The sequence below is a fragment of the Pseudomonas corrugata genome (genome assembly GCF_050920615.1).
Taxonomy (GTDB): Bacteria; Pseudomonadota; Gammaproteobacteria; order Pseudomonadales; family Pseudomonadaceae; genus Aquipseudomonas; species Aquipseudomonas corrugata.
Map to the genome: position 1 here is coordinate 4305437 of NZ_CP130434.1, position 23158 is coordinate 4328594.

Here is a 23158-nt window from a genome sequence, read left to right on the forward strand (position 1 = left end):
GTCGACCTCCCGCAGGCTGGTTACTGTAGCCAAAACGGGCCAATGGACAGAACGACCATGAACACCACTTCGAACAGCCTCGCCCCTGAACTCGACCCTCGCTGGGCCGCCGTGCTCGCCCGGGACCCACGCGCCGACGGGCAATTCGTCTACGGCGTGAAAACCACAGGTATCTACTGTCATCCCAGCAGCCTGTCGCGCCTGCCCAATCCGCGTAACGTCGAATTCTTCGACACACCGGAACAGGCCCAGGCAGCCGGTTATCGGCCCAGCAAACGGGCCGCCAGGGACCAGAGTCAGGTGGCCGCCCAACAAGCCGCCCGGGTTGCGGCGGCCTGCCGGCAGATCGAGGCAGCCGAGGAACTGCCGGGGCTCAACGAACTGGCGCAAAGCGCAGGGTTGAGTCCCTTCCACTTTCATCGGGTCTTCAAGACCGTCACCGGCCTGACCCCCAAGGGCTATGCCGCTGCCCACCGCTCGCGCAAGATGCGCGAACGCCTGGCCGACGCGGAGACCGTCACCGAAGCGTTGTACGACGCCGGCTTCAACTCCAACAGTCGCTTTTACGAAGCGGCCGATAAGGTACTGGGCATGAAACCCGCCGACTACCGCGCCGCCGGGAAGAACACCGACATCCGCTTCGCCGTCGGACAATGCTCCCTGGGAGCGATCCTGGTAGCGCAGAGCGAACGAGGCGTGTGTGCCATCCTGCTGGGGGACGACCCTGACGCGCTGGTCCGCGACCTGCAGGACAAATTCCGCCGCGCCAACCTCATCGGCGCCGACCGGGCATTCGAGCAACTGGTCGCCCAGGTGGTCGGCTTCATCGAAGCGCCCGCCCTGGGCCTGGACCTGCCCCTGGATCTGCAGGGCACGGCGTTTCAGGAGCGGGTCTGGCAGGCCCTGCGGGAGATTCCACCGGGCAGTACCGCCAGCTACGCCGAGGTCGCCCAGCGCATCGGCCTGCCCAAGGCCGTGCGTGCGGTGGCTCAGGCCTGTGGCGCCAACAGCCTGGCCGTGGCCATCCCCTGTCACCGGGTGGTGCGCAGCGACGGCAATCTCTCGGGTTATCGCTGGGGCGTGGAGCGCAAGCGTCAGTTGCTGGCGCTGGAACGCTCGTCCGGGGACTGAACGCCGATGTAGATCGCCACCGAATCGGGGCCGCTGTAGACCTCGAAGTCGGTGGCGAAGCGACGCTGGGTCTGCGGGTTGTCGGCGAAATACGCCCAGATCAGGCCCCAGGTCCGGATCACGCAGTCGGGCATCGCTCCCTTGGCCGAGAACACCAGGTAATCCCCGCCCTCGATGTCCACGGCGGGGTAGCCTGGGCTTGTTGCGTCGACCTCTACGCCGGCCGTTACATCGAAGTGCCCGGTCGCATCGGACTCATAGTTGGAATAAACCCCATAGACGAACGACTCCGAGCGTCTGGCCGGAATCCGGTCGAACAGGCCCTCGGTGAAGAACTGCTCCCACATCGGGCCGATCCTTGCCGTGTCGGGTTGCTGCTCATCGGTGTTGCGGGTGCGGACCTGCAAACCCGCCACGCTGAAGGGTTCGACTGCCTTGAGTTTTACATCCATGGCTAAGGCTCCTGGGTAAGTGAAGCACGCATGGTAATCCTCTTACCCGAGGGATCAAGCGCGGGCCTTCGATTGAAAAACTCGACTGGCCCTGGCTGGGCCACTCCTGCTACAAATGGGGTTTATTGCGCTGCCGGAGCACCCTGCACATGAGCCAATGGCCAGACACCCGCATCCTCGACCTGCTCGGTATCGAGCTGCCCATCATCCAGGCGCCGATGGCCGGGGTGACCGGGCCTGCCATGGTGGTCGCTGCCTGCAACGCCGGCGGGCTTGGCTCGATGCCGGCGGCGATGCTGGACGTCGAGCAACTGCGCCAGACGCTGACGACGATCAGCGAGCAGACCGACAAGCCGTTCAACGTGAACTTTTTCTCCCATCAGCCACCGGCCTTCGACGAGCAACGGGCCGAGACCTGGAAACAGCGGCTCAAGCCCTACTATGACGAGCTTGGCGCCGATTTCGATGCGCCGACGCCAGTGTCCAACCGCACGCCGTTCGACGATGCAGCCTGCCGGGTGCTGGAGCAGATGCGGCCGAAAGTGGTCAGCTTCCATTTCGGCCTGCCGGAGAAGTCCCTGCTGGATCGGGTAAAGGCCACCGGGGCGAAGATCCTTTCTTCGGCGACCACCGTCGAGGAAGCCATCTGGCTGGAGCAGCACGGTTGCGACGCGATCATCGCCATGGGCTACGAAGCCGGCGGCCATCGCGGGATGTTCCTCAGCGACGACCTCAACACCCAGGTGGGACTGTTCGCCTTGCTGCCCCAAGTGGTGGATGCGGTAAAAGTACCGGTGATTGCCACCGGCGGCATCGGCGATGCGCGGGGGATCGTTGCAGCGTTCGCCCTTGGCGCATCGGCGGTGCAGTTGGGCAGCGCGTATCTGTTCACTCCCGAGGCCAAGATCAGCGCGTCCCATCACCGGGCGCTGCGCATCGCCAGGGAAAGCCAGACCGCCGTGACCAACCTGTTCACCGGACGGGCGGCCCGGGGCATCGTCAACCGAGTGATGCGTGAAGTCGGCCCGATGAGCCCGCTGGCACCGGCATTTCCTCTGGCAGGTGGTGCCTTGATGCCGCTACGGGCCAAGGATGAAGCCGACTTCAGCAACCTCTGGGCGGGCCAGGCGTTTCCCATGGGCCGGGAGTCGCCGACCGGCGAACTGACCCGGCGCCTGGCCGATGAAACACTGGCGCGGTTTGGCAAGGGTTCAAGTTCCTGAGAGCCTCAGCGCCGGCCAGGACGCCATCGTGAGCAGGCTCGCCCACAGGGATCTGGGGTAAACACGAGCCTCTGTTCATACCGCTCCCACATGGGCCGAGGGTAAGCACAAGCCTTGCTGTCACAACGGAACCCTTGTGGGAGCGAGCCTGCTCGCGATGAGGCCGGCACATTCACCCCACTGCCGACAGCAACAGCACAAAACTCACATTCCGTTTATCGGGTTTTCGCTATATATTTCCGTATATAGCGAAACCACCCCCCTACGGAGTCTTCAATGCGCCCCACCCGCTTCGCGCCATTGCTGCTGACCACCGCCCTGATCGTTGGCGCCGCCCAGGCCGATGAAGTACAGGTGGCCGTGGCCGCCAACTTCACCGCACCGATCCAGGCCATCGCCGCCGACTTTGAAAAAGACACCGGTCACAAACTGGTGGCGGCTTACGGCGCAACGGGGCAGTTCTATACCCAGATCAAGAATGGCGCCCCCTTCGAGGTGTTTCTCGCCGCCGACGACACCACCCCGGCCAGACTGGAAAGTGAAGGTGACACCGTCAAGGGTTCGCGCTTCACCTATGCCATCGGCACGCTGGCGCTGTGGTCGGCCAAAGACGGCTATGTCGATGAGCAGGGCCAGGTACTCAAGAACAACGGCTTCCAACACCTGTCCATTGCCAATCCCAAGGCCGCGCCCTACGGCCTCGCCGCGACCCAGGTGCTGGACAAGTTGGGGTTGGCCGGGCAAGTCAGGGGCAAAATCGTCGAAGGCCAGAACATCACCCAGGCCTATCAATTCGTCTCCACCGGCAACGCCGAACTTGGTTTCGTGGCGCTGTCCCAGGTGTACAAGGACGGCAAGCTCACCGGCGGTTCGGCATGGATCGTCCCGGCCGAACTGCACGACCCGATCAAACAGGACGCGGTGATCCTCGATAAAGGCCGCGCCAACCCGGCCGCCAAGGCCCTGATGGCCTACCTCCAGGGCCCGAAAGCTGCCGCCATCATCCAAGCCTATGGTTATCAACGTTAAATGCCGCTGACCAGTGCCGATTATTCAGCGATCTGGCTGACCCTGAAGCTCGCCTCGCTGACCACGGTGATCCTGCTGCTCATCGGCACGCCCATCGCCCTTTGGCTGTCGCGCACCCGATCCTGGTTGCGCGGACCAGTGGGTGCAGTGGTAGCCCTGCCGCTGGTGCTGCCGCCCACGGTGATCGGTTTCTATCTGCTCCTGGCGTTGGGCCCCAATGGCTGGATCGGCCAGCTTACCCAGGCCCTCGGGCTGGGTACCCTCACGTTCAGTTTCACCGGACTGGTGATCGGCTCGGTGATTTACTCCATGCCGTTTGTGGTGCAGCCGCTGCAAAACGCCTTCTCGGCTATCGGCAACCGTCCCCTGGAGGTCGCCGCCACCCTGCGCGCCGGTCCATGGGACACCTTCTTCAGCGTCATCCTGCCCCTGGCTCGCCCCGGCTTCATCACCGCCGCCATCCTCGGCTTCGCCCACACCGTCGGCGAGTTCGGCGTGGTGCTGATGATCGGCGGCAATATCCCGGAAAGGACTCGGGTGGTGTCGGTGCAGATCTACGACCATGTCGAAGCCCTGGAGTACGCCCAGGCCCACTGGCTGGCGGCGGCGATGCTGGGGTTTTCTTTCGTTGTGCTGCTGGCGCTGTACACCAGCCGCAGAACCCGGGCCGGTTGGAGCTGATCGATGATTCAGGCGCGCTTGCAACTCGACCATGGCCGTTTCTCCCTGGACCTGGATGTGCAACTGCCGGGCCGGGGCGTGACGGCGTTGTACGGCCAGTCCGGCTCCGGCAAGACCACTTGCCTGCGCTGCATCGCAGGCCTGGAACGAGCACCGCGGGGCTTCGTGCGTATCAATGGCGACGTATGGCAGGACAGCGAGCGCGGCGTGTTCGTACCGCCTCATCAACGGGCGGTGGGGTATGTGTTTCAGGAGGCGAGCCTGTTCAGTCATCTGTCGGTGCGAGCCAATCTGGCATTCGGTCTCAAGCGCATCGCCCCAGGGCTACGGCGCGTGGACATGGGTCAGGCCACTGAACTGCTGGGCATCGGCCACTTGCTCGAGCGCCAGCCCCACAACCTGTCCGGCGGTGAGCGCCAGCGGGTGGGCATCGCCCGCGCCCTGCTGACCAGCCCGCGGCTGTTGTTGATGGATGAGCCGCTGGCCGCGCTCGATACCCGGCGCAAGAACGAGATCCTGCCCTACCTGCAACGGCTCCACGATGAGCTGGACATCCCGGTGCTGTATGTCAGTCATTCCCAGGACGAAGTGGCGCGCCTGGCCGACCATATTGTATTGCTCGACGGTGGCCGTGCCTTGGCCAGTGGACCGATTGGCGAAACCCTGGCGCGGCTCGACCTGCCGCTGGCCCTTGGGGATGATGCAGGCGTAGTGATCCAGGGCACGGTCAACGATTACGATCCCGCCTATCAGTTGCTCACCCTGACACTGCCCGGCAGCCTGTTGAACGTGCGGGTAGCCCATACACCGCTAGCCATCGGACAACCGCTGCGCTTCAAGGTCCAGGCCCGGGACGTCAGCCTCAGCCTGACGAACGATGCCCAGACCAGCATCCTCAATCGCTTGCCGGTCACGGTGACCGGCGAACTGGCTGCCGACAACGCCGCCCACGTGCTGATCCGACTGGAAGCCGCTGGCACGCCGCTGCTGGCACGCATCACCCGCTATTCCCGCGATCAGTTGGCACTGCATCCGGGGCAGGTGCTGTGGGCGCAGATCAAGGCGGTGGCGGTGTTGGCCTGAGCTGTAGACGCGGCCTGATAGCCGACCGGTCTTTTGAAGCGTTCGCTATTCCCTGTGGGAGCGAGCCTGCTCGCGATAGCGGTGGTTCAGTTGCATTGATGCTGAACGTACCGCCGTCATCGCGAGCAGGCTCGCTCCCACAGGGGGCTGGGTGTTCTCAGAATTTCGGCACGACCGCAACGGGCCGCGGTCAATGAATCCATAGGCCACCGGATTCGCTGCCAAGGACTTTTTCATGCCCGACACCTCGCCGCCTGAAGCATTGCCGGCCGATCTGCATTATGTCGATGACACCAGCCCCGGCATCACCCGCAAGAAGCTGCGGGGCAAGTTCTGTTATTTCGACCCTCAGGGCCAACGCATCACCGACGCGGCGCAGATCCAGCGCATCAATGCCTTGGCGGTGCCGCCGGCCTATACCGATGTGTGGATATGCACCGACCCGCTGGGACATCTCCAGGCCACCGGCCGGGATGCCCGTGGACGCAAGCAATACCGTTACCACGCGCGCTGGCGCGAGGTGCGCGATGCCGACAAGTATTCGCGAATGCTCGAATTCGGTCGCACCCTGCCCCGCTTGCGCAAACGCCTGGAGACGATCCTCGCGACACCCGGTTTCAGTCGCGACAAAGTCATGGCCACCGTCATCACCCTGCTGGACGTGACCCTGATCCGCGTCGGCAACAGCCAATATGCCCGGGAGAATCGCTCTTACGGCTTGACCACCCTGCGCAGCAAGCATGTCGAGATCAACGGCAGCGCCATCGCCTTCCAGTTCCGTGGCAAGAGCGGCGTCGAGCACCAGATCACCGTGAAGGACCGGCGCCTGGCGCGGATCATCAAGCGCTGCCAGGAAATGCCGGGGCAGAATCTGTTCCAGTACCTGGACGAAAACGGTGAACGCCACGCCATCAGTTCCTCGGACATCAATGCCTACCTCAAGACCCTGACCGGCGCCGAGTTCACCGCCAAGGATTACCGCACCTGGGCCGGCAGCGCGGCGGCCCTGGCAGGTCTGCGGACGCTGCGCTGGGAAACCGAGACGGAGGCGAAAAAACACGTCGCCGAGATGGTCAGGCAGGTCGCCCGGCAGTTGGGCAACACGCCAACCGTCTGTCGCAAGTGCTACATTCATCCGGCGGTGCTGGAAGGCTTCCTGCTCGGAACGCTGAAACAGCTACCCAAGCCCAGGGCCCGCAAAGGCCTCAGCGAAGAGGAAGTCGGGCTGGCGATGTTCTTGCAGCGGGTGACACAAGCCACGCAAGCGTGCGAGTCAAAGTCAGGCGCCTGATACGACCACAACAACGACTCATCCATCAGGAACATCCAGCCAGCGGTGAACTCCCAACTGTACGATCCCGCAACACGTCACGCGTGAAATCGACAGGAGTCCTCGATGTCCGAACACATTGTCCATTTTCATTGCCAGATCGATCAGGGAACCACCGAACGCTTCCGCGACAACTGCCTGGAGGCGATCGAGAACGGCGCGGATTCGCTGATGCTCAATCTCTCCACGGTCGGCGGCAGCACCAACTTCGGCTTCACCCTCTACACCTTTATCAAGTCCCTCCCGGTGCCGGTGCGTGCAGTGAATGCCGGCAATATCGAGTCCATGGGCATCGTCATGTACCTGGCCGCCAGCGACCGCACCACGACCCCCCATTCGCGCTTCCTGATCCATCCCATGAACTGGTATTTCGGCCAGAAATCGGTGGATCACTCGCGTCTGCGCGAGTACCTGTCCAGCCTGGACAACGACGTCGCGCGATATGTGGAGATCTACGTCAAGGAAACCGCCGGGGCCGCCACGCAGTTGGATATCTTCAAATGCCTGTGCAATGAGGAACGGGTCATCCCGGCGGAGAACTCCCTGGCCTTCGGCATCGCCCACCGGGTTGAACAGGTGGTTTTCCCCTCCGACGCCAAGCATTGGAAAGTCAGCGGTGGCGAAGATTAGGCGTTCAGGTAGCCCAACGCCCGTCAGTCGAGCCTTACCCGACGGAAGTCACCCTCCTTTGTTTGCGATTAATAAAACCGGATACTTGCTGTTTCACTCATAAACTCATGCAACCCTTACAACAACGAAACGAAGCGGCGATATATTCTTTTATTTATGGGAAATGACCACTCGTCGACAGCGCAACGCTTTTATTAAACTTCCCTCGCCGCTGACCTTTCACATTTAATGCGAGGCACGTTGCTCGCTTAAACCACATGAGGATTCTCGAAATGGCTAACAGCGGAAACAAAAACCCAGACAACTTCGCAAATGATCGTGAAAAAGCATCTGAAGCCGGTAAGAAAGGCGGACAGGCGTCGGGCGGCAACAATACCAACGACCGGCAAAAAGGCTCTGGTGCCGGCAGCAAAGGCAGCGAACGCGGCCAAAGCGGCGGTGGCCGGAAGTCATAACCCCTGAGACCCGCTGGGGCGCAGCCCTGCTGCGCCCTGGTGCCGGATGAGTCGAGGTGAAGCATGAGCAACCAGGAGCGGTTCATCGTCAGCTTTATCGCCGACGGTCAACCTGACAGCCGCGTGATGGAGGCCGACAGCGAGACATTGAGTGTCAGCGAAGCCGAAGCGCTGTTGAGAGTTTCTTTCAGCGAACTCAAAAGCGCTCGTTTGAGTGATGTGCAAGTTCAGAAAAGAACACGACCCACTGAACAGGAACATGGTGTGCCGGGACACTTTAAACAGCCATAGTCGACAATGTTTAACTGTTTATAACCTTATCTGAGGCTATGACAGTCTCTTGGTCGTTCAACGTTGGGTATCAGTACTTTTCAGCGCATCGATCCACGCCGGATCCAGGTACGACTGCCCGATATCCAGGCCCTGCTCCTGCATTCTCTCCACATGTTCATCGGCTTCTCGCGCCAACGTCCCTTGGTCACTGGAGTTGGCGTCCAACTGATGCATCTGGTCCAGGCCCAAATGATAGAACCGCAGCAGCCTCATGGCGACCGGGTCCCGGGCCTGCACACCCGCCTTGACCTGATGCATGACGTTGGTGACGCGCATCAGGCTGCGCTTGAGCTGCCAGCCGTACACCGCTGCGGCCATCCAGGGTTGCGTCCAGAGATACAGGCGCATCAGCGCGACCATCACCAGCACCGCTACAATCACCCCGCCCAGGTTAAAGCGAAAGTTATCGGCTCCGGGCGTGCCGAACAGCATCACAGCCAGGCTGGACAGCAACATGGCCAAGGCCAGGAACACCACGGCGATGATCAGCGTGCTGCGGCGGGTCTGCTGTCGATAGAGGTCGGCGTCCCAGGGTTTTAACTCGAACATCGCGGTGCAATTTCCTTGTACGGCACGAAAAGAGACGAGCATTATCGCCTGCCCGGCCGATTTAGCTATGCTGGGGCTCATTTTGTATGGCAACCGACCCGAAGGATCCGGATCAAAGTCCATGGCGATACCGCAAGGATCGTGCGATCTTTCTGTGTGGACGTATTTTTCAAGATGCCGTCGTTGTGTGTACGGCGTCGTTTTCAAGGAAAGCTGAATGACTCAAAGACATGTAATAAACGCTTCGGTGAGCCCGAAAGGCAGCCTGGAAACCCTGTCCCAGCGCGAAGTCCAGCAACTGAGCGAAGCCGGTTCCGGCAGCATCTATACCCTTTTCCGCCAGTGCGCCCTGGCTATCCTCAATACCGGCGCCCATGTCGATAACGCCAAGACCATCCTGGAAGCCTACAAGGATTTCGAGATCCGCATTCATCAACAGGACCGCGGCGTGCGCCTGGAACTGTTGAACGCGCCGGCCGACGCCTTCGTCGACGGCGAGATGATCGCCAGCACCCGGGAGATGCTGTTCAGCGCCCTGCGCGACATCGTCTACACCGAGAACGAACTGGACAGCCAGCGCATCGACCTGAGCTCGTCCCAGGGCATCAGCGACTACGTGTTCCACCTGCTGCGCAACGCCCGCACCTTGCGCCCCGGCGTGGAGCCGAAGATCGTCGTGTGCTGGGGCGGTCACTCGATCAATACCGAAGAATACAAGTACACCAAGAAAGTCGGCCACGAACTGGGCCTGCGCAGCCTGGACATCTGCACCGGCTGTGGTCCGGGCGTGATGAAAGGCCCGATGAAGGGCGCCACCATTGCCCACGCCAAGCAACGCATCCATGGCGGCCGTTACCTGGGCCTGACCGAGCCGGGCATCATCGCCGCCGAAGCGCCGAACCCGATCGTCAATGAGCTGGTGATCCTGCCGGATATCGAGAAACGCCTGGAAGCCTTCGTGCGTGTCGGTCACGGCATCATCATCTTCCCGGGCGGTGCCGGTACCGCCGAGGAGTTCCTGTACCTGCTGGGCATCTTGATGCACCCGGCCAACCAGGACCTGCCCTTCCCGGTCGTCCTCACCGGGCCGAAAAGCGCCGCGCCATACTTCGATCAGTTGCATGCCTTTGTCGGTGCGACCCTCGGCGAAGCGGCCCAGAAGCATTACCAGATCATCATCGACGATCCGGCCGAAGTGGCGCGGCAGATGACCCAGGGGCTCAAGGAAGTGAAGCAGTTCCGCCGCGAGCGCAACGACGCCTTCCACTTCAACTGGCTGCTGAAAATCGACGAAGGCTTCCAGCGTCCGTTCGATCCGACCCACGCCAACATGGCCAGCCTGGGCTTGAGCCTCGACCTGCCATCCCATGAACTGGCCGCCAACCTGCGCCGTGCGTTCTCAGGAATCGTGGCCGGTAACGTCAAGGACAAGGGTATCCGCCTGATCGAAGAACACGGCCCTTACGAAATCCACGGCGATCCCGCCATCATGGAACCCCTCGACCGCCTGCTCCAGGCCTTCGTCGCCCAGCACCGCATGAAACTGCCGGGCGGCGCGGCTTATGTGCCGTGCTATCGCGTGGTGACCTGACCCTCCGGAACACCTTGCCCTTGTGGGAGCGAGCCTGCTCGCGATAGCGGTGGTTCAGTTGCATTGATGCTGAATGTACCGCCGTCATCGCGAGCAGGCTCGCTCCCACACAGGGGTCTGCTGCGGCTACAGAATTGTGTTCAGCTGCATCAATCCTGATGCATCCAATCCAACGCCAAGCCCAAGGTAATCCTTGATCGACGGATGGACAGTGTCCACCGGATGCACGTGCGTCGCCGTCACCACCATCACATCCGCTCCCGCCGCCTCGCCAGCCCGAATACCGGCGTCAGCATCCTCAAACACCAGACAATCCTCCGATGCCACTCGCAACCGCTCGGCAACCAGGCGATAGCAGGCTGGGTTGGGTTTGCCGTCGCTGACATCTTCGGCGGTGACCATCACGGCGGGACGTGGAATGCCGGCGGCCTCCATCCGACGCAAAGCCAGTGCCATAGGGGCCGAGGTGACGATCGCCCAGCGCTCGGATGGCAGGTCATTCAAGAACGCCACGGCACCAGGCACGGGCACCACGCCTTCGACATCTTCGATTTCCTCCTGGGTAATCTGCTCGGCCTCGGCCTGGGCATCCACACCCGGCAGACGCTGGCGAGCGATGGTGTCGATGGCTCGTACACCATGGATGGTGGGCAGGAATGTCGCCACGTCCACGCCGTGGCGTAGCGCCCAACGGGTCCAGATCCGCTCGGCGGCGGCGATGGAGTTCAACAGGGTGCCATCCATGTCGAAGAGGAAGGCGTGGTAGGCCTTGGATGAGTGTTTTACGGACATCGGATTCTCACAGTCAAAACATTGGTCCCTTGTGGGAGCGAGCCTGCTCGCGAAGGCGTCGGCACCGTCGATTGGAGGTCGCCTGACACACCGCTATCGCGAGCAAGCTCGCACACAGGGGGCTATGGTGTCTGGGGTATTTATATCAACCGCTCGATCGACTGATGTTGCCAGACCCGTTTGTAATACAGCACCTGCAGCAACAGCATGCTCAGGTACGCCACGGGAAACGCCATCCATACCCCTTCCAGGCCGAAGTGGGCGTCGAGCAGGTAAGCCGCCGGCACCTGCACGCCAATGATGCAGAAAATCGAAATCGCCACCGTCGGCAGCACCGTGCCGCTGGCGCGCATGATGCCGCTGACGATGGCCTGGAAACCGAACACCAGCAGGCTCCAGAGCATGATGTGCAGCAGGTGTTCAGCCTGGACCCGTGCCGCCGGGTCGGTGATGAACAACCCCAGCAGCCAATGGGACAACAGGTACCCCAGCAGCACCAGTCCCCCCGTCAGGTAGACGTTGATCTGCAGCCCCGTGCGCAGGATCGGCCCCAGGCGCTCCAGACGTCCGGCACCAATGGCCTGGGCGCCGAGGATCGAGGCGCTGATGGCAATCGACAACGCCGGAAACTGCACGTAGTTGACGATCTGCGTCACCGCGCCGTAGGCCGCCGTGGCCTGGGAGCCGTGGCGATTGACCAGCGCCAGGATCACCAGCTCCGACAGCGAGATCACCACCATCTGCAACCCCGTCGGCAGGCCGATGCGCAGCACCTTCACGAGGATCTCCCGGTCCAGGCGCATCGCCGCGAACAACGCCCGGTCCGGTGCCAAGGCATGCACGAGACGGTTCAATCGCCAAGCCAGCAACATCATCGCCGCCGCCGTGCCCACCAGCCCCGCCAGTGCCGCGCTCTGGATGCCCATCTGCGGCAGTCCCAGCCAGCCACGAATCAGCGCCGGCGTGAGCAGCATCCCGACCCCGGTGGACACCAGCAATGCCAACATAGGCGTCAGCGTATCGCTGACCCCGCGCAACAGTTGAGTGAACAGGACGAACACCAGCAATATCGGCAGAATCCACATCATGACCCGGGCATAGGCAACGGCGTCTTCCAGCACATCGGCAGGCGTGCCCAGGCCTTGCAGGGCCTGACGCGTAAAGACACTGCCAAGCACCGCCGCCACCAGTCCGATGATCACCCCCAGCAGCAGCGTCGAACCGGCAATCGCCTTCACCGTGCCGGATTCCCGCGCACCGTAGGCCTGCCCGATCAACACCCCCGCTCCTGCGCCCAAGCCGATTACCAGCGCGATGAAGAAGAACAGGATCGGAAACATGCCCGATACCGCCGCCAGCGCCTGGGTGCCGAGCATCTGGCCGATGTAGATGCTGTTGAGGGTACCGGACATGGACTGCAGGAAATTGGACAGGACCATGGGGATGAGGAACAGGAGATAGGTTTTCCAGAGCGGCGGGGTCGGCATGGGGGCTCTTGATGGCAGGTTCGACAATTCAGGTGTCGGTAATTTAGCGCAATCCTGAGCAAACTGTGGGAGCAAAGCTTGCCCTAATGCCAGTCAGTCAAGGATCAAACGGCGCAAAAACTGTGGGAGCTAAGCTTGCTCGCGATAGCGGCAGACCAGCCAAAATGGTTGCTGGCAGACTTACGGCAATCGCGAGCAAGCTTTGCTCCCACAGGTTCGTGGCTTGACTGGGATCAGGGCAAGCCTTGCTCCCACAGGTTTCATCCTGTCAGCCCGATTCGACATTTCAAAGACTGTGGCTAATCTGAAGTAGCACAGTGCCACGCCCTGAGTAGGTCTTTGCCTACAGAAGTCGGAAATCGGACGACTGGTCTTCAAGTCAAATCCGAGCTCGCAGATAACCAGTTATTCGCCAATAACCAGTTAGCAACACTGTTCAAGGACCGAACCATGACGTCGTACCCACACGGTCACTCCTTCTCTGCAACACAGCCTCGCCTACTCTGGAGCCCCGTGCTCGTGGCCGTTGCCGCCGCTGTCGGCGTGCTGGTCCTCAACGAGACGAATGCCCAGAACATCGGTTTTAGCGCGGCGCTTGTGGTCCTTGGCCTTGGTGCAGGCTCATGGGGCGCGCGGGCGCGCCGTCGGCAGTTCGACGAAGCGCTCGCCGCCGGCGCCCGGCACGACCTGCAAGCCGCCGAGCACGCCACCCACAAAGCCAGTGAGCAACTCAACGAAGTCATCCTCGGTGCCATGCCGATCTGGGCCAAGCAGGTGGAAAGCTCCCGGCAGCAGACCGAAACTGCGATCGTCTCGCTGACGAGCCGCTTCACCGGCATTTCGTCCCGCCTGGAAGAAACCGTGCAAGCCTCGCAACTGGCCGCTGGTGAGCTGGCCGGGAAAAGCAGTGGCGGCGCCGTGCAGGTGCTGGCCCAGAGCGAGAATGAACTGGTGCGGGTGATCGACTCCCTCAAAGCCACCCAAGCCAGCCGCGACGAAACCCTGGCCCAGGTGCGTAACCTCACGGCTTACACTGGCGAGCTGCGGACCATGGCCGCCGACGTCGCTGCGATTGCCGCGCAAACCAACCTGCTGGCCCTCAACGCCGCCATCGAAGCCGCCCGGGCCGGTGAAGCCGGGCGCGGTTTTGCAGTGGTAGCCGACGCCGTGCGCAGCCTGTCGAGCAAATCCAGCGAGACCGGCCAGCAAATGTCAGCCAAGGTCGACATCATCAATACCGCCATCACTCAACTGGTCCAGGCTGCCTCCAGCGGCGCGGATCAGGACAGCCACTCGGTGTCCAGCTCCGAGGACAGTATCCAGCGTGTACTGGAGCGTTTCAAAAGTGTAACCGGGCAACTCGCCGAGTCGGCGGACCTGCTGCAACAAGAAAGCTTCGGCATCCGCGACGAACTCACCGAGGTGCTGGTCAGCCTGCAATTCCAGGATCGGGTCAGCCAGATCCTCAGCCACGTGCGCGACAACATCGAGGACCTGCATGTGCACATGCAGCAGGCTCACCAGTCGCCCGATCAGGCCGTGTCCATCGATGCCCGCCAATGGCTGGCCCGCATGGAAACCACCTATGCCACCGACGAGCAACGCCGCAACCACCACGGCGACTCGGGCGTGCAACAAGCTTCACAGGAAATAACCTTCTTCTAGGAGAGCCGTTCATGGCTAAAAGTGTATTGGTTGTCGACGACTCTGCGAGCGTTCGGCAAGTCGTCGGCATTGCGTTGAAAAGTGCCGGCTACGACGTGATCGAGGCCAGCGATGGCAAGGATGCGCTGGGCAAGCTCAATGGGCAGAAAGTGCACCTGATCATCAGTGACGTGAACATGCCGAACATGGACGGCATCACCTTCGTCAAGGAGGTCAAGAAGCTGGCCAGCTACAAGTTCACGCCGATCATCATGCTCACCACCGAATCCCAGGAATCGAAAAAACAGGAAGGCCAGGCGGCAGGCGCCAAGGCCTGGGTGGTCAAGCCGTTCCAGCCGGCGCAGATGCTGGCGGCGGTGTCCAAATTGATTCTGCCTTAGCTGGCCGGAGGCCGTGATGCCGCTGCTGTACGAAACACAAGGTGACACCGCGCATGCGCAGATCGACGGCGAGCTGACGATCTACACCGCCGCCGACCTCGCTGCGCAACTGCTGCCATGTCTGGGCAATACGCGGCGCATGGAGCTGGACCTGTCACAGGTAACCGAAATGGACGGTGCCGGGCTGCAATTGCTGCTGATAGCCCTGCGCGAAGCGCCGAAGGCCGGTACCCAGCTGGCCTTGACCGCGCGCAGCAAGACCGTCAGCGAAACACTCGAGCTGTGCAACTTGCTGGCCTGAGCGCAGCCGTCACCGCCCGACACGACAAAGGATATGAGCGTGAGCATCAATCTCGACCAGGCACAACAAACGTTCATCGTCGAGGCACGGGAGCAGTTGCAGGCGATGGAAGAATCCCTGCTGCAACTGGAAAACGACCCGGGCGACGATGACGCCATCGGCGCGATCTTCCGCGCGGCCCACACCATCAAGGGCTCGGCCGGGCTGTTCGGCCTGGAGCCGATCGTCAGCTTCACCCACATCGTCGAAGATGTGCTCGATCGCCTGCGCAATGGCAGCGTCGAGGTAGACACCGGCCTGATCGCGGTGCTGCTCAAGTCCAGCGACCACATGCTGGAACTGATCAACGTGGTTGCCAACCAGGGTGGGACGTTGACGCCGCCGGCCCTGAAGCGGGAAATGGAACTGTGCCAGGTGCTGCAGGAGTACCAGGCCCCGCCGCCTGGCGACGCCCCGGCACCGGCGACTGAAACCACAGCACAAGAGCCGTCCGGAACGCGCCTCTGGCACATTTCCCTGCGTTTCGGCCAAGACGTATTTCGCAACGGCATGGACCCACTGTCATTCCTGCGCTATCTGCAGACCCTGGGTGAAATCGTCCACCTCGACACGCTGACAGAGGCGTTGCCCGGCGTCGAAGCCTTTGATGCCGAATCCTGCTACCTGGGGTTCGATATCGATTTCAGCTCGGCCGCCAGCCACGGGGCAATCAACGAAGTCTTCGATTTCGTCCGGGAAGATTGCCTGATCGAGATCGTGGCCGTGGATGGGCGTGTGAACACCGGGCTGGTTGCCACCGCTCAGGAACCGAACGACGAAAGCACAGCGTTGGTCACCACCGGCGACCTGCTGCCGGACCAGCGCAAGGCTGCGCGAACGTCTGGCCAACTCCCGGCCGACAGACCATCGGCCAGCAGTGAAAACAAGGCCAAGGACGGCGCTTATGTGCGGGTCAACGCCGACAAACTCGATGAGCTGATCAACCTGGTGGGTGAACTGGTCATCGCCAGTGCCGGCACCAGCCTGCTGGCCCGCAACTGCCACGACGACTCGTTGCAGGAGGCCACCTCGACGGTGTCCGGGCTGGTGGAAGAGATCCTCGACGGCGCCCTGCGCCTGCGCATGATCCCCATCGGTGAAACCTTCAACCGGTTCCGCCGGGTGGTGCGCGATGTCAGCCAGGAACTGGGCAAGGACATCGACCTGATCATCAGCGGCGCGGAAACCGAGCTGGACAAGACCGTGGTGGAGAAAATCGGCGACCCGCTCATGCACCTGCTGCGCAACGCCATGGACCACGGCATCGAGACCGCTCAAGCGCGACTGGCCGCCGGCAAGCCGGCCAAAGGGCATCTGCACCTCAATGCTTACCACGACTCGGGCAGCATCGTGCTGGAAATCGCTGACGACGGCGCCGGCCTGAACCGTGACCGGATCCTGGAAAAGGCCCAGGAACGCGGCCTGGTCGCCCCTGGTGCCAGCCCGACTGACCAGGAGATCTACAACCTGATTTTCGAACCCGGTTTTTCCACCGCCCAGGCCGTCACCAGCCTGTCGGGCCGGGGCGTAGGCATGGATGTGGTCAAGCGCAACATCACCCTGCTGCGCGGCACCGTGGACCTGGACAGCCAACCGGGCCGGGGCACCGTGGTGCGCATCCGTTTGCCGCTGACCCTGGCGATCATCAATGGCTTCCTGGTGGGCATCGACCAGTCTACCTATGTCATTCCGCTGGACATGGTCCAGGAATGCATCGAGCTGAGCGAAGACGATGGCACCGCCAGCCGCGAACTGGGTTACCTGGACCTGCGCGGCGAAGTGCTGCCCCTGGTGTACCTGCGCGATCACTTCAATCACGAAGGCCGGGCTTCGCGCCGGCAGAACGTGGTGGTGGTGCGCTATGCCGAACTCAAGGCCGGACTGGTGGTGGATGACCTGCTGGGTGAATTCCAGACCGTCATCAAGCCCTTGGGCAAGTTGTTCGGTGCACTGCGCGGCATCAGCGGTTCGACCATCCTGGGCAGCGGCGCCGTGGCCTTGATTCTCGACGTGCCGGCACTGCTCACCCAGATCGCCCAGATAGAAAACCGCTACACACCCACCCAATTCTCACAAGCCAACGCTCGCTGACGCTTTAGCAACTCCATGGAGAGGTATTTCCCAATGAAATGGTTCTACGATCTTAGAATCGCCACCAAACTGATCACCTCATTTCTTGTGGTGCTGGCCCTGACCGCCGTCATGGGGGGGTTCTCGATCATCCAACTGGGCGAAGTGAACGGCACCACCACCGAGATTCGTGAAAACTGGATGCCGTCCATGCGCGCGGCCTCCGGCATGCGTTTCTACGGCGCGAACTATCGCCTCAAGGAAAACCGTCACATCACCGCTGATTCCGAGCAGGAGCGCACCACGGTCGAACAGGAAGCGGAAGAATCCAGGAATGGTTTCGAGTCCCGTCTGGCGACCTATGAAAAACTGCTTTCCACCGCCGAGGACCGCCAGCTGTTCGAGACAACCCGCAATGACTGGACCGCCTATCTCGCGGTCAGTAAAGACCTGTTGGCACTGTCCCGGCAGAACCTGACCGACCAGGCCCACGCGTTGCTCAAGGGCGAGTCCAGGCGCCGATTCGAACTGGTAACCGCCGACCTGCAGAAACTGGTGGAGCTCAATGACGCCGGTGCCAACGCGGCCAGTGAACGCGGCACGGCGCTGTTTGAAAAATCGCGCCTGTCGATCATTGCCGTGCTGGTTGCCGCGCTGCTGATCGGCCTGGGCCTGGCGCTGTTCATCTCCCGGGTCATTTCCCGCCCCTTGAAACAAGCCGCATCGGTGGCCGAACAGCTCGCCGAAGGCAATCTGAATGCGAAAATCGAGGGCGGCTCCAAGGACGAAACCGGCATGGTCCTCAACGCCATGCAGAACATGGTGGGCAAGCTGTCCCATATCATCGGTGAAGTGCGCAACGCGGCGGACAACCTGGCCAGCGCCTCCGAGCAAGTCAGCGCCACCGCACAGTCCATGAGCCAGGCCACCAGCGAACAGGCGGCCAGCGTCGAGGAAACCAGCGCCTCCATCGAACAGATGAGCGCCAGCATCAACCAGAATACCGAGAACGCCAAGGTCACCGACGGCATGGCCAGCAAGGCCGCCAAGGAAGCCACCGACGGTGGCGACTCGGTGCAGCAGACCGTGGTGGCGATGAAGAAAATCGCCCAGCGTATCAGCATCATCGACGACATCGCCTACCAGACCAACCTGCTGGCGCTCAACGCCGCCATCGAAGCCGCCCGCGCCGGCGAGCATGGCAAAGGCTTCGCCGTCGTCGCCGCCGAAGTGCGCAAACTGGCCGAACGCAGCCAGGTTGCCGCCCAGGAAATCGGCGAACTGTCCTCCAGCAGCGTCGACATGGCCGAGAAAGCCGGCAACCTGCTCGATGAGATGGTGCCATCGATCAACAAGACCTCGGACCTGGTGCAGGAAATCAGCGCTGCCTCCGAAGAGCAGGCCGCCGGCGTGGCACAGATCAACACCGCCATGACCCAGCTCAACCAGGTGACCCAGCAGAACGCCTCCAGCAGCGAAGAGCTCGCCGCCACCGCCGAGGAAATGAGCAGCCAGGCCGAACAACTGCAACAGGCCATGAGTTTCTTCACCCTCGACACGCCGCCCAAGTCGGTCAGCCTGCCGGTGAAGGTCGACCACACACCCGGGCCATCCAGCCGCAAGCCGGCCCGGGCCTCGGTGACCGCGTTACCCAAGGCGTTTGCCTACAACATGGCCAGCGCGCCGGACGAATCCGAATTTACCCGATTCTGACGGTCCGCTTCCACAGGCTCGCTTAAAGGAGAAAAGCCATGGGCGCCATCGCTACCACCCGTCAAACCGCCATCGCGGTCGAGGAAGAAGCGCAATACCTGACATTCATGCTGGGTACAGAGATGTTTGCCATCGGCATCCTCTGCATCAAGGAAATCATCGAATACGGCAACCTGACCGTGGTGCCGATGATGCCGGCCTTCGTTCGTGGGGTCATCAACCTGCGCGGTGCAGTGGTGCCGGTGGTGGACCTGTCGGCCCGTTTCGGTCGGCAGAACTCCTCGATCACCCGGCGTTCCTGCGTGGTGATCATCGAGGCCAACACCGAAGACGGCCACGCCCAGGACATCGGCCTGCTGGTGGACACGGTATCGGCGGTACTGGAAATCCCGGCCTCGCAGATCGAACCGCCTCCGAGTTTCGGGGCGAAGATCCGTGCCGACTTCATCAGCGGCATGGCCAAGGTCGACGGCAAGTTCGTGATTGTGCTGGAGGTGGGCCGTGTACTGTCTATCGACGAAATGTCCCAACTGGCCGAAGCCAGCCCGACTGCGCTGGAGTTTGAAAGCCAGTGAACACCGACACCTGCAAGGAACGCACTGTGAACTCACTGACCCTCAGTGATCGTGAGTTCAGCCAGTTTCAATCCTGGCTGTACAAGGCGGCCGGGATCAACTTGTCCGACGCCAAGAAAGCCCTGGTGGCCGGGCGTTTGTCCAAGCGCCTCAAGCACTATGAGCTGGGCAGCTATGGCGATTACTTCAAACTGATCATGAACGGCCAGCGCAGCGATGAGTTGCAGGTGGCGCTGGACCTGCTCACCACCAACGAAACCTACTTCTTCCGCGAACCCAAGCACTTCGATTTCCTGCGCCAGCACGTGCTGCCCCAGGCTGTACCGGGCAAGACCTTTCGCCTCTGGAGCGCAGCCAGCTCATCTGGAGAGGAACCCTACAGCCTGGCGATGACCCTGGCCGAAGGGCTGGGTACCACACCTTGGGAAGTCATCGGTTCGGACATCAGCACCCAGGTGCTGGCCAAGGCGCGCGCCGGGCATTACCCGATGGAGCGTGCCCGCACCCTGCCCCAGCCACTGCTGGTGAAGTACTGCCTCAAGGGCACCGGCAGCCAGCAAGGCACGTTCCTGATCGACCGAGCGTTGCGCAACCGCGTCAACTTCGTCCAGGTCAACCTCAACGACACCCTGCCGGAGCTGGGAGAGTTCGATGTGATTTTCCTGCGCAACGTCATGATCTATTTCGACCAACCCACCAAAAGCAAAGTGGTTGCCCGATTGATCCCCCGGCTCAAGTCCGGCGGGTATTTCATCGTGAGCCATTCGGAAAGCCTCAACGGGGTTTCCGATGCATTGAAAATGGTGATGCCATCGATTTACCGCAAGCCATGAGCGCCGTCATGCAACCCGCAACGAGGAACGTCGCCGAGGTCTACCTGGCACCGGGTGAATTTCGCTTTGCCACGTGCCCGACTCGGCTGCGCACCATCCTCGGCTCCTGCGTGGCGATTACCTTGTGGCATCCCGAACACAGGATCGGCGGCATGTGCCACTTCATGCTGCCCAGCCGCATACGCTGCTCCACGGCCCTCAACGGCATGTACGCCGACGAAGCGATCGAACTGTTCATCCGCGAGGCGCGGGCCCATCACACCGAACCCGAGGAATACCAGCTCAAGCTGTTCGGCGGCGGCGAGATGTTCCCCGAGCTGCAACGGCAAGTCCCCTTCGGTGACGTCGCGCGGCTGAACGTCAATGCGGCGCTGGAAATGGCCGCCCTCTATCGCCTGGACCTGATTGCCCAGGACATGGGCAGCACCGGCTATCGCAACATCATTTTCGACCTGTGCAGCGGCGACGTGTGGGTCAGGCACCAACCGATAAGGACCCGGCATTAACCATGTCAAAAAAGATCAATGTATTGCTGGTGGATGACTCTGCCGTGGTTCGCCAGGTACTGCTGGCGATTCTCAGTGACACCCCGGACATTCACGTCATGGGCGCGGCCTCCGATCCGATCTTTGCCATGGACAAGCTGGCCCGGGAGTGGCCGGACGTGATCGTGCTGGACGTGGAAATGCCACGCATGGACGGCATCACCTTCCTGAAGAAAATCATGAGCGAGCGCCCGACGCCGGTGGTGATCTGCTCATCACTGACCCCCAGGGGCGCGGAAACCACCTTGCAGGCGATGGCCGCCGGGGCGGTGGAAATCATCACCAAGCCCACCAGCGGCTTGAAGAACTTCCTGCTGGAGTCGGCGCCGGAACTGGTGGCGGCGATCCGGGGGGCCGCCCAGGTCAACGTCCGCAACCTGGGCAAGCGTCCCGCGCCACTGGTACCGGCCGTCAAACTCAACGCCGATGCCATGCTGCCCGCCGCGAACGGCCACGCCATGGCGCAGACCACTGAACGCATCGTCGCCCTCGGTACCTCCACCGGCGGCACGCAAGCCCTGGAGGCGGTGTTGACTGCCCTGCCGCGGGTGTGTCCGGGGATCGTCATCGTCCAGCATATGCCGGAAAAATTTACCGCCTCGTTCGCCGCCCGGCTCAACAGCCTGTGTCAGATCGAAGTCCGCGAAGCCCGCAACAACGACCGCATCCACCCGGGCCTGGCCCTCATCGCCCCCGGCGGCAAACACATGATGGTGACTCGCAGCGGCGCGTTCTACCACGTGCAGGTGGTGGACGGACCGCTGGTCAATCGCCATCGCCCGTCGGTGGACGTACTGTTTCGCTCAGTGGCCAAGTTTGCCGGCCGCAACGCCACCGGCGTGATCATGACCGGCATGGGCGACGACGGTGCCCGCGGCCTGAAGGAAATGCTCGACGCCGGCAGCGCCACCGTGGCCCAGGACGAAGCCAGCTGCGTGGTCTTCGGCATGCCCAAGGAAGCCATCAAGCTCAACGCCGCCCAGCGGGTGATGGGGTTGCAGGAGATTGCACAGGTGATTTTGCATCGATAGCAATAGGAGCCTCTGTGGCGAGGGGATAAATCCCCTTGCCACAGTCGGTCTACACCGGCGAGATGGTCGCAAGCACACCAATCAGCAGGGTCAGCGCCAGGAAGCCACCCAGAAAAATCGCCATCTTCGTCATAAGCACTCCTGAAAGAAAATCGCAGCAAGCAGCCACCTCGCCCCCACAGGGTTCTGAGGTGAACCGGTTTCGATGAACACGGCCGTATTCTGGCCCGGGCATCAGGTAGCATTACAGCCGCACCTGCCAGCAAAAAAACCGGATCAGATCGAACCGCCTCACCATGATCATCGATATACCAACGTACATTTTCACGCCCTTAATCTCATTGGTCATCGCCTGGGGCATAACTCAATCTCGCCGCGCTCAAGCACCGGCGATACAAAGAGCTGCTCTATGCTGGACGCGATCAGCCTGGGCCTGAGCCGGAACAGGGAAGGTGCAAGGCGGCCTCGGTGATGGATGATGTAAACCAACACCATGACAGCCTCACCGCCATCGAGAGCTCGCTCCCACAGGGGGCTGGTGTCGGACGCAGAATGTGTGTCCACACGGGATCTGGGCAAACAGGGCCTGCAGCCATAGCCCAAACTCGTGTCACAGCACCCGTTCGACAGCCATACCGGAATCCAATTATCTTCATCTCTCCGCGCTCAAGGATCGACCGCCATGTCCTCCCTCCCGACCTTCCAAACCCAACGCCTGATCCTCACGCCATTGCAACTGTCAGATGCCCCCGCCATCCAGGCGCTGTTCCCCCATTGGGAAGTGGTTCGCTATCTCGATAGCCGAGTGCCCTGGCCCTACCCCGCCGACGGCGCACTGGGCTACGTGCGCGACCACGCCCTGCCCGCCATCGAGCGCGGCGAAGAGTGGCATTGGATGATTCGGCTGGCATCAAACCCGGCCCAGATCATCGGCAGCATTTCCCTCTTCGACCAACCAGACAACCACCGCGGCTTCTGGCTGTCACCGCAGTGGCAAGGCCACGGCTACATGCGCGAGGCCTGTGAAGTCATCAACGAGTACTGGTTCGTCACACTTGATCGCCCGATGATGGTGGTGCCCAAGGCCGTTGGAAACCAGGCCTCTCGGCGCATTTCGGAACGTGAGCGAATGCGATTGCTCAGGACAGAACGGGGGCGATTTGTCAGCGGCGAATTGGACAAGGAAGTATGGGCGTTGGACCGTGAGCAGTGGCTGGGGCGTACTGCGCAGATACGGTAA

General features: G+C 61.9%; 24 protein-coding genes. 20 read left to right on the forward strand and 4 right to left on the reverse strand.

All coding sequences use genetic code 11. The features are described 5' to 3' along the window. Positions 1-57: 57 nt before the first annotated feature. The gene (gene ada, locus QZH45_RS18695) at positions 58-1131 is read left to right on the forward strand and encodes a bifunctional DNA-binding transcriptional regulator/O6-methylguanine-DNA methyltransferase Ada (RefSeq protein ID WP_024777342.1); all 1074 of its coding nucleotides are present in this window, start codon (positions 58-60) and stop codon (positions 1129-1131) included. On the opposite strand, the gene QZH45_RS18700 is transcribed toward ada, so the two are convergent. Then, a complete protein-coding gene (locus QZH45_RS18700) occupies positions 1095-1583 on the reverse strand; it encodes a GyrI-like domain-containing protein (RefSeq protein ID WP_024777341.1) in 489 nt (162 codons plus the stop codon). The two genes, ada and QZH45_RS18700, sit on opposite strands and share 37 nt — an antisense overlap. A 149-nt stretch (positions 1584-1732) precedes the next feature. On the opposite strand from QZH45_RS18700, the gene QZH45_RS18705 reads away from it, so the two are divergent. The 8 genes from QZH45_RS18705 (at position 1733) to QZH45_RS18740 (ending at position 8305) form a co-directional block, all read left to right on the forward strand. After that, positions 1733-2806, forward strand: coding sequence for an NAD(P)H-dependent flavin oxidoreductase (locus QZH45_RS18705; protein WP_024777340.1), 1074 nt, complete (start codon positions 1733-1735; stop codon positions 2804-2806). Positions 2807-3082: 276 nt separating this feature from the next. Further along, positions 3083-3835 carry a molybdate ABC transporter substrate-binding protein gene (modA, locus tag QZH45_RS18710; protein WP_024777339.1) on the forward strand — a complete coding sequence of 251 codons (753 nt, stop codon included), beginning with the start codon at positions 3083-3085 and terminating at the stop codon, positions 3833-3835. Beyond that, a complete protein-coding gene (gene modB / locus QZH45_RS18715; protein WP_024777338.1) occupies positions 3836-4516 on the forward strand; it encodes a molybdate ABC transporter permease subunit in 681 nt (226 codons plus the stop codon). A 3-nt stretch (positions 4517-4519) separates the two neighbouring features. Continuing rightward, positions 4520-5599: a molybdenum ABC transporter ATP-binding protein gene (modC, locus tag QZH45_RS18720; protein ID WP_024777337.1), complete on the forward strand. Its 1080-nt coding sequence runs from the start codon at positions 4520-4522 to the stop codon at positions 5597-5599. Positions 5600-5834: 235 nt separating this feature from the next. Beyond that, a complete protein-coding gene (locus QZH45_RS18725) occupies positions 5835-6890 on the forward strand; it encodes a DNA topoisomerase IB (protein WP_024777336.1) in 1056 nt (351 codons plus the stop codon). Between the two features lie 105 nt (positions 6891-6995). After that, positions 6996-7559: an ATP-dependent Clp protease proteolytic subunit gene (locus QZH45_RS18730; protein ID WP_024777335.1), complete on the forward strand. Its 564-nt coding sequence runs from the start codon at positions 6996-6998 to the stop codon at positions 7557-7559. Positions 7560-7831: 272 nt separating this feature from the next. Continuing rightward, complete coding sequence (locus QZH45_RS18735; RefSeq protein WP_432783474.1) at positions 7832-8014, forward strand: general stress protein; 183 nt, start codon at positions 7832-7834, stop codon at positions 8012-8014. Positions 8015-8077: 63 nt separating this feature from the next. Further along, positions 8078-8305 (forward strand): hypothetical protein, encoded by a 228-nt coding sequence (locus QZH45_RS18740; protein ID WP_024777333.1) that lies wholly within the window; start codon positions 8078-8080, stop codon positions 8303-8305. A gap of 57 nt (positions 8306-8362) precedes the next feature. On the opposite strand, the gene QZH45_RS18745 is transcribed toward QZH45_RS18740, so the two are convergent. Continuing rightward, positions 8363-8896, reverse strand: coding sequence for a DUF3087 family protein (locus QZH45_RS18745; RefSeq protein WP_024777332.1), 534 nt, complete (start codon positions 8894-8896; stop codon positions 8363-8365). 217 nt (positions 8897-9113) lie between these two features. On the opposite strand from QZH45_RS18745, the gene ppnN reads away from it, so the two are divergent. Beyond that, positions 9114-10487 carry a nucleotide 5'-monophosphate nucleosidase PpnN gene (ppnN, locus tag QZH45_RS18750; RefSeq protein ID WP_024777331.1) on the forward strand — a complete coding sequence of 458 codons (1374 nt, stop codon included), beginning with the start codon at positions 9114-9116 and terminating at the stop codon, positions 10485-10487. Between the two features lie 126 nt (positions 10488-10613). Here ppnN and QZH45_RS18755 read toward each other — a convergent pair whose 3' ends face one another. Beyond that, positions 10614-11279, reverse strand: a complete 666-nt coding sequence (locus QZH45_RS18755) for an HAD family hydrolase (RefSeq protein WP_024778559.1) — start codon at positions 11277-11279, stop codon at positions 10614-10616. 140 nt (positions 11280-11419) lie between these two features. Beyond that, positions 11420-12766, reverse strand: coding sequence for an MATE family efflux transporter (locus tag QZH45_RS18760; RefSeq protein WP_024778560.1), 1347 nt, complete (start codon positions 12764-12766; stop codon positions 11420-11422). A 753-nt stretch (positions 12767-13519) separates the two neighbouring features. Between QZH45_RS18760 and QZH45_RS18765 the strand changes: the two genes are divergently transcribed. The 10 genes from QZH45_RS18765 to QZH45_RS18810 all read left to right on the forward strand — a co-directional run bounded on the left by QZH45_RS18765 (position 13520) and on the right by QZH45_RS18810 (position 23158). After that, positions 13520-14431 carry a methyl-accepting chemotaxis protein gene (locus QZH45_RS18765; RefSeq protein ID WP_392396973.1) on the forward strand — a complete coding sequence of 304 codons (912 nt, stop codon included), beginning with the start codon at positions 13520-13522 and terminating at the stop codon, positions 14429-14431. A gap of 11 nt (positions 14432-14442) precedes the next feature. Further along, positions 14443-14811 (forward strand): response regulator, encoded by a 369-nt coding sequence (locus QZH45_RS18770; protein WP_003203044.1) that lies wholly within the window; start codon positions 14443-14445, stop codon positions 14809-14811. A 16-nt stretch (positions 14812-14827) separates the two neighbouring features. Continuing rightward, a complete protein-coding gene (locus tag QZH45_RS18775; RefSeq protein ID WP_024778562.1) occupies positions 14828-15112 on the forward strand; it encodes an STAS domain-containing protein in 285 nt (94 codons plus the stop codon). 39 nt (positions 15113-15151) lie between these two features. After that, entirely contained in the window at positions 15152-17242 is a 2091-nt protein-coding gene (locus QZH45_RS18780; protein ID WP_024778563.1) for a chemotaxis protein CheA, read from the forward strand. 33 nt (positions 17243-17275) lie between these two features. Continuing rightward, the gene (locus QZH45_RS18785) at positions 17276-18934 is read left to right on the forward strand and encodes a methyl-accepting chemotaxis protein (RefSeq protein ID WP_024778564.1); all 1659 of its coding nucleotides are present in this window, start codon (positions 17276-17278) and stop codon (positions 18932-18934) included. Between the two features lie 38 nt (positions 18935-18972). After that, on the forward strand, positions 18973-19509 hold the full coding sequence (locus tag QZH45_RS18790) for a chemotaxis protein CheW (RefSeq protein WP_024778565.1): 537 nt from the start codon (positions 18973-18975) through the stop codon (positions 19507-19509). Continuing rightward, complete coding sequence (locus QZH45_RS18795; RefSeq protein ID WP_033034481.1) at positions 19506-20342, forward strand: CheR family methyltransferase; 837 nt, start codon at positions 19506-19508, stop codon at positions 20340-20342. Before QZH45_RS18790 ends, QZH45_RS18795 begins: the two co-directional genes overlap by 4 nt. An 8-nt stretch (positions 20343-20350) precedes the next feature. Next, positions 20351-20848, forward strand: coding sequence for a chemoreceptor glutamine deamidase CheD (cheD, locus tag QZH45_RS18800; protein ID WP_024778567.1), 498 nt, complete (start codon positions 20351-20353; stop codon positions 20846-20848). A gap of 2 nt (positions 20849-20850) precedes the next feature. Beyond that, complete coding sequence (locus QZH45_RS18805; protein WP_024778568.1) at positions 20851-21918, forward strand: protein-glutamate methylesterase/protein-glutamine glutaminase; 1068 nt, start codon at positions 20851-20853, stop codon at positions 21916-21918. A gap of 682 nt (positions 21919-22600) precedes the next feature. Beyond that, a complete protein-coding gene (locus QZH45_RS18810; protein WP_024778569.1) occupies positions 22601-23158 on the forward strand; it encodes a GNAT family N-acetyltransferase in 558 nt (185 codons plus the stop codon).

What these genes read in the sequence shown, in the direction of transcription:
- ada (WP_024777342.1), top strand. Translation starts at nt 58, where the DNA reads ATGAACACCACTTCGAACAGCCTCGCCCCTGAACTCGACCCTCGCTGG.
- QZH45_RS18700 (WP_024777341.1), bottom strand. Translation starts at nt 1,583, where the DNA reads ATGGATGTAAAACTCAAGGCAGTCGAACCCTTCAGCGTGGCGGGTTTG.
- QZH45_RS18705 (WP_024777340.1), top strand. Translation starts at nt 1,733, where the DNA reads ATGAGCCAATGGCCAGACACCCGCATCCTCGACCTGCTCGGTATCGAG.
- modA (WP_024777339.1), top strand. Translation starts at nt 3,083, where the DNA reads ATGCGCCCCACCCGCTTCGCGCCATTGCTGCTGACCACCGCCCTGATC.
- modB (WP_024777338.1), top strand. Translation starts at nt 3,836, where the DNA reads ATGCCGCTGACCAGTGCCGATTATTCAGCGATCTGGCTGACCCTGAAG.
- modC (WP_024777337.1), top strand. Translation starts at nt 4,520, where the DNA reads ATGATTCAGGCGCGCTTGCAACTCGACCATGGCCGTTTCTCCCTGGAC.
- QZH45_RS18725 (WP_024777336.1), top strand. Translation starts at nt 5,835, where the DNA reads ATGCCCGACACCTCGCCGCCTGAAGCATTGCCGGCCGATCTGCATTAT.
- QZH45_RS18730 (WP_024777335.1), top strand. Translation starts at nt 6,996, where the DNA reads ATGTCCGAACACATTGTCCATTTTCATTGCCAGATCGATCAGGGAACC.
- QZH45_RS18735 (WP_432783474.1), top strand. Translation starts at nt 7,832, where the DNA reads ATGGCTAACAGCGGAAACAAAAACCCAGACAACTTCGCAAATGATCGT.
- QZH45_RS18740 (WP_024777333.1), top strand. Translation starts at nt 8,078, where the DNA reads ATGAGCAACCAGGAGCGGTTCATCGTCAGCTTTATCGCCGACGGTCAA.
- QZH45_RS18745 (WP_024777332.1), bottom strand. Translation starts at nt 8,896, where the DNA reads ATGTTCGAGTTAAAACCCTGGGACGCCGACCTCTATCGACAGCAGACC.
- ppnN (WP_024777331.1), top strand. Translation starts at nt 9,114, where the DNA reads ATGACTCAAAGACATGTAATAAACGCTTCGGTGAGCCCGAAAGGCAGC.
- QZH45_RS18755 (WP_024778559.1), bottom strand. Translation starts at nt 11,279, where the DNA reads ATGTCCGTAAAACACTCATCCAAGGCCTACCACGCCTTCCTCTTCGAC.
- QZH45_RS18760 (WP_024778560.1), bottom strand. Translation starts at nt 12,766, where the DNA reads ATGCCGACCCCGCCGCTCTGGAAAACCTATCTCCTGTTCCTCATCCCC.
- QZH45_RS18765 (WP_392396973.1), top strand. Translation starts at nt 13,520, where the DNA reads ATGCCGATCTGGGCCAAGCAGGTGGAAAGCTCCCGGCAGCAGACCGAA.
- QZH45_RS18770 (WP_003203044.1), top strand. Translation starts at nt 14,443, where the DNA reads ATGGCTAAAAGTGTATTGGTTGTCGACGACTCTGCGAGCGTTCGGCAA.
- QZH45_RS18775 (WP_024778562.1), top strand. Translation starts at nt 14,828, where the DNA reads ATGCCGCTGCTGTACGAAACACAAGGTGACACCGCGCATGCGCAGATC.
- QZH45_RS18785 (WP_024778564.1), top strand. Translation starts at nt 17,276, where the DNA reads ATGAAATGGTTCTACGATCTTAGAATCGCCACCAAACTGATCACCTCA.
- QZH45_RS18790 (WP_024778565.1), top strand. Translation starts at nt 18,973, where the DNA reads ATGGGCGCCATCGCTACCACCCGTCAAACCGCCATCGCGGTCGAGGAA.
- cheD (WP_024778567.1), top strand. Translation starts at nt 20,351, where the DNA reads ATGCAACCCGCAACGAGGAACGTCGCCGAGGTCTACCTGGCACCGGGT.
- QZH45_RS18805 (WP_024778568.1), top strand. Translation starts at nt 20,851, where the DNA reads ATGTCAAAAAAGATCAATGTATTGCTGGTGGATGACTCTGCCGTGGTT.
- QZH45_RS18810 (WP_024778569.1), top strand. Translation starts at nt 22,601, where the DNA reads ATGTCCTCCCTCCCGACCTTCCAAACCCAACGCCTGATCCTCACGCCA.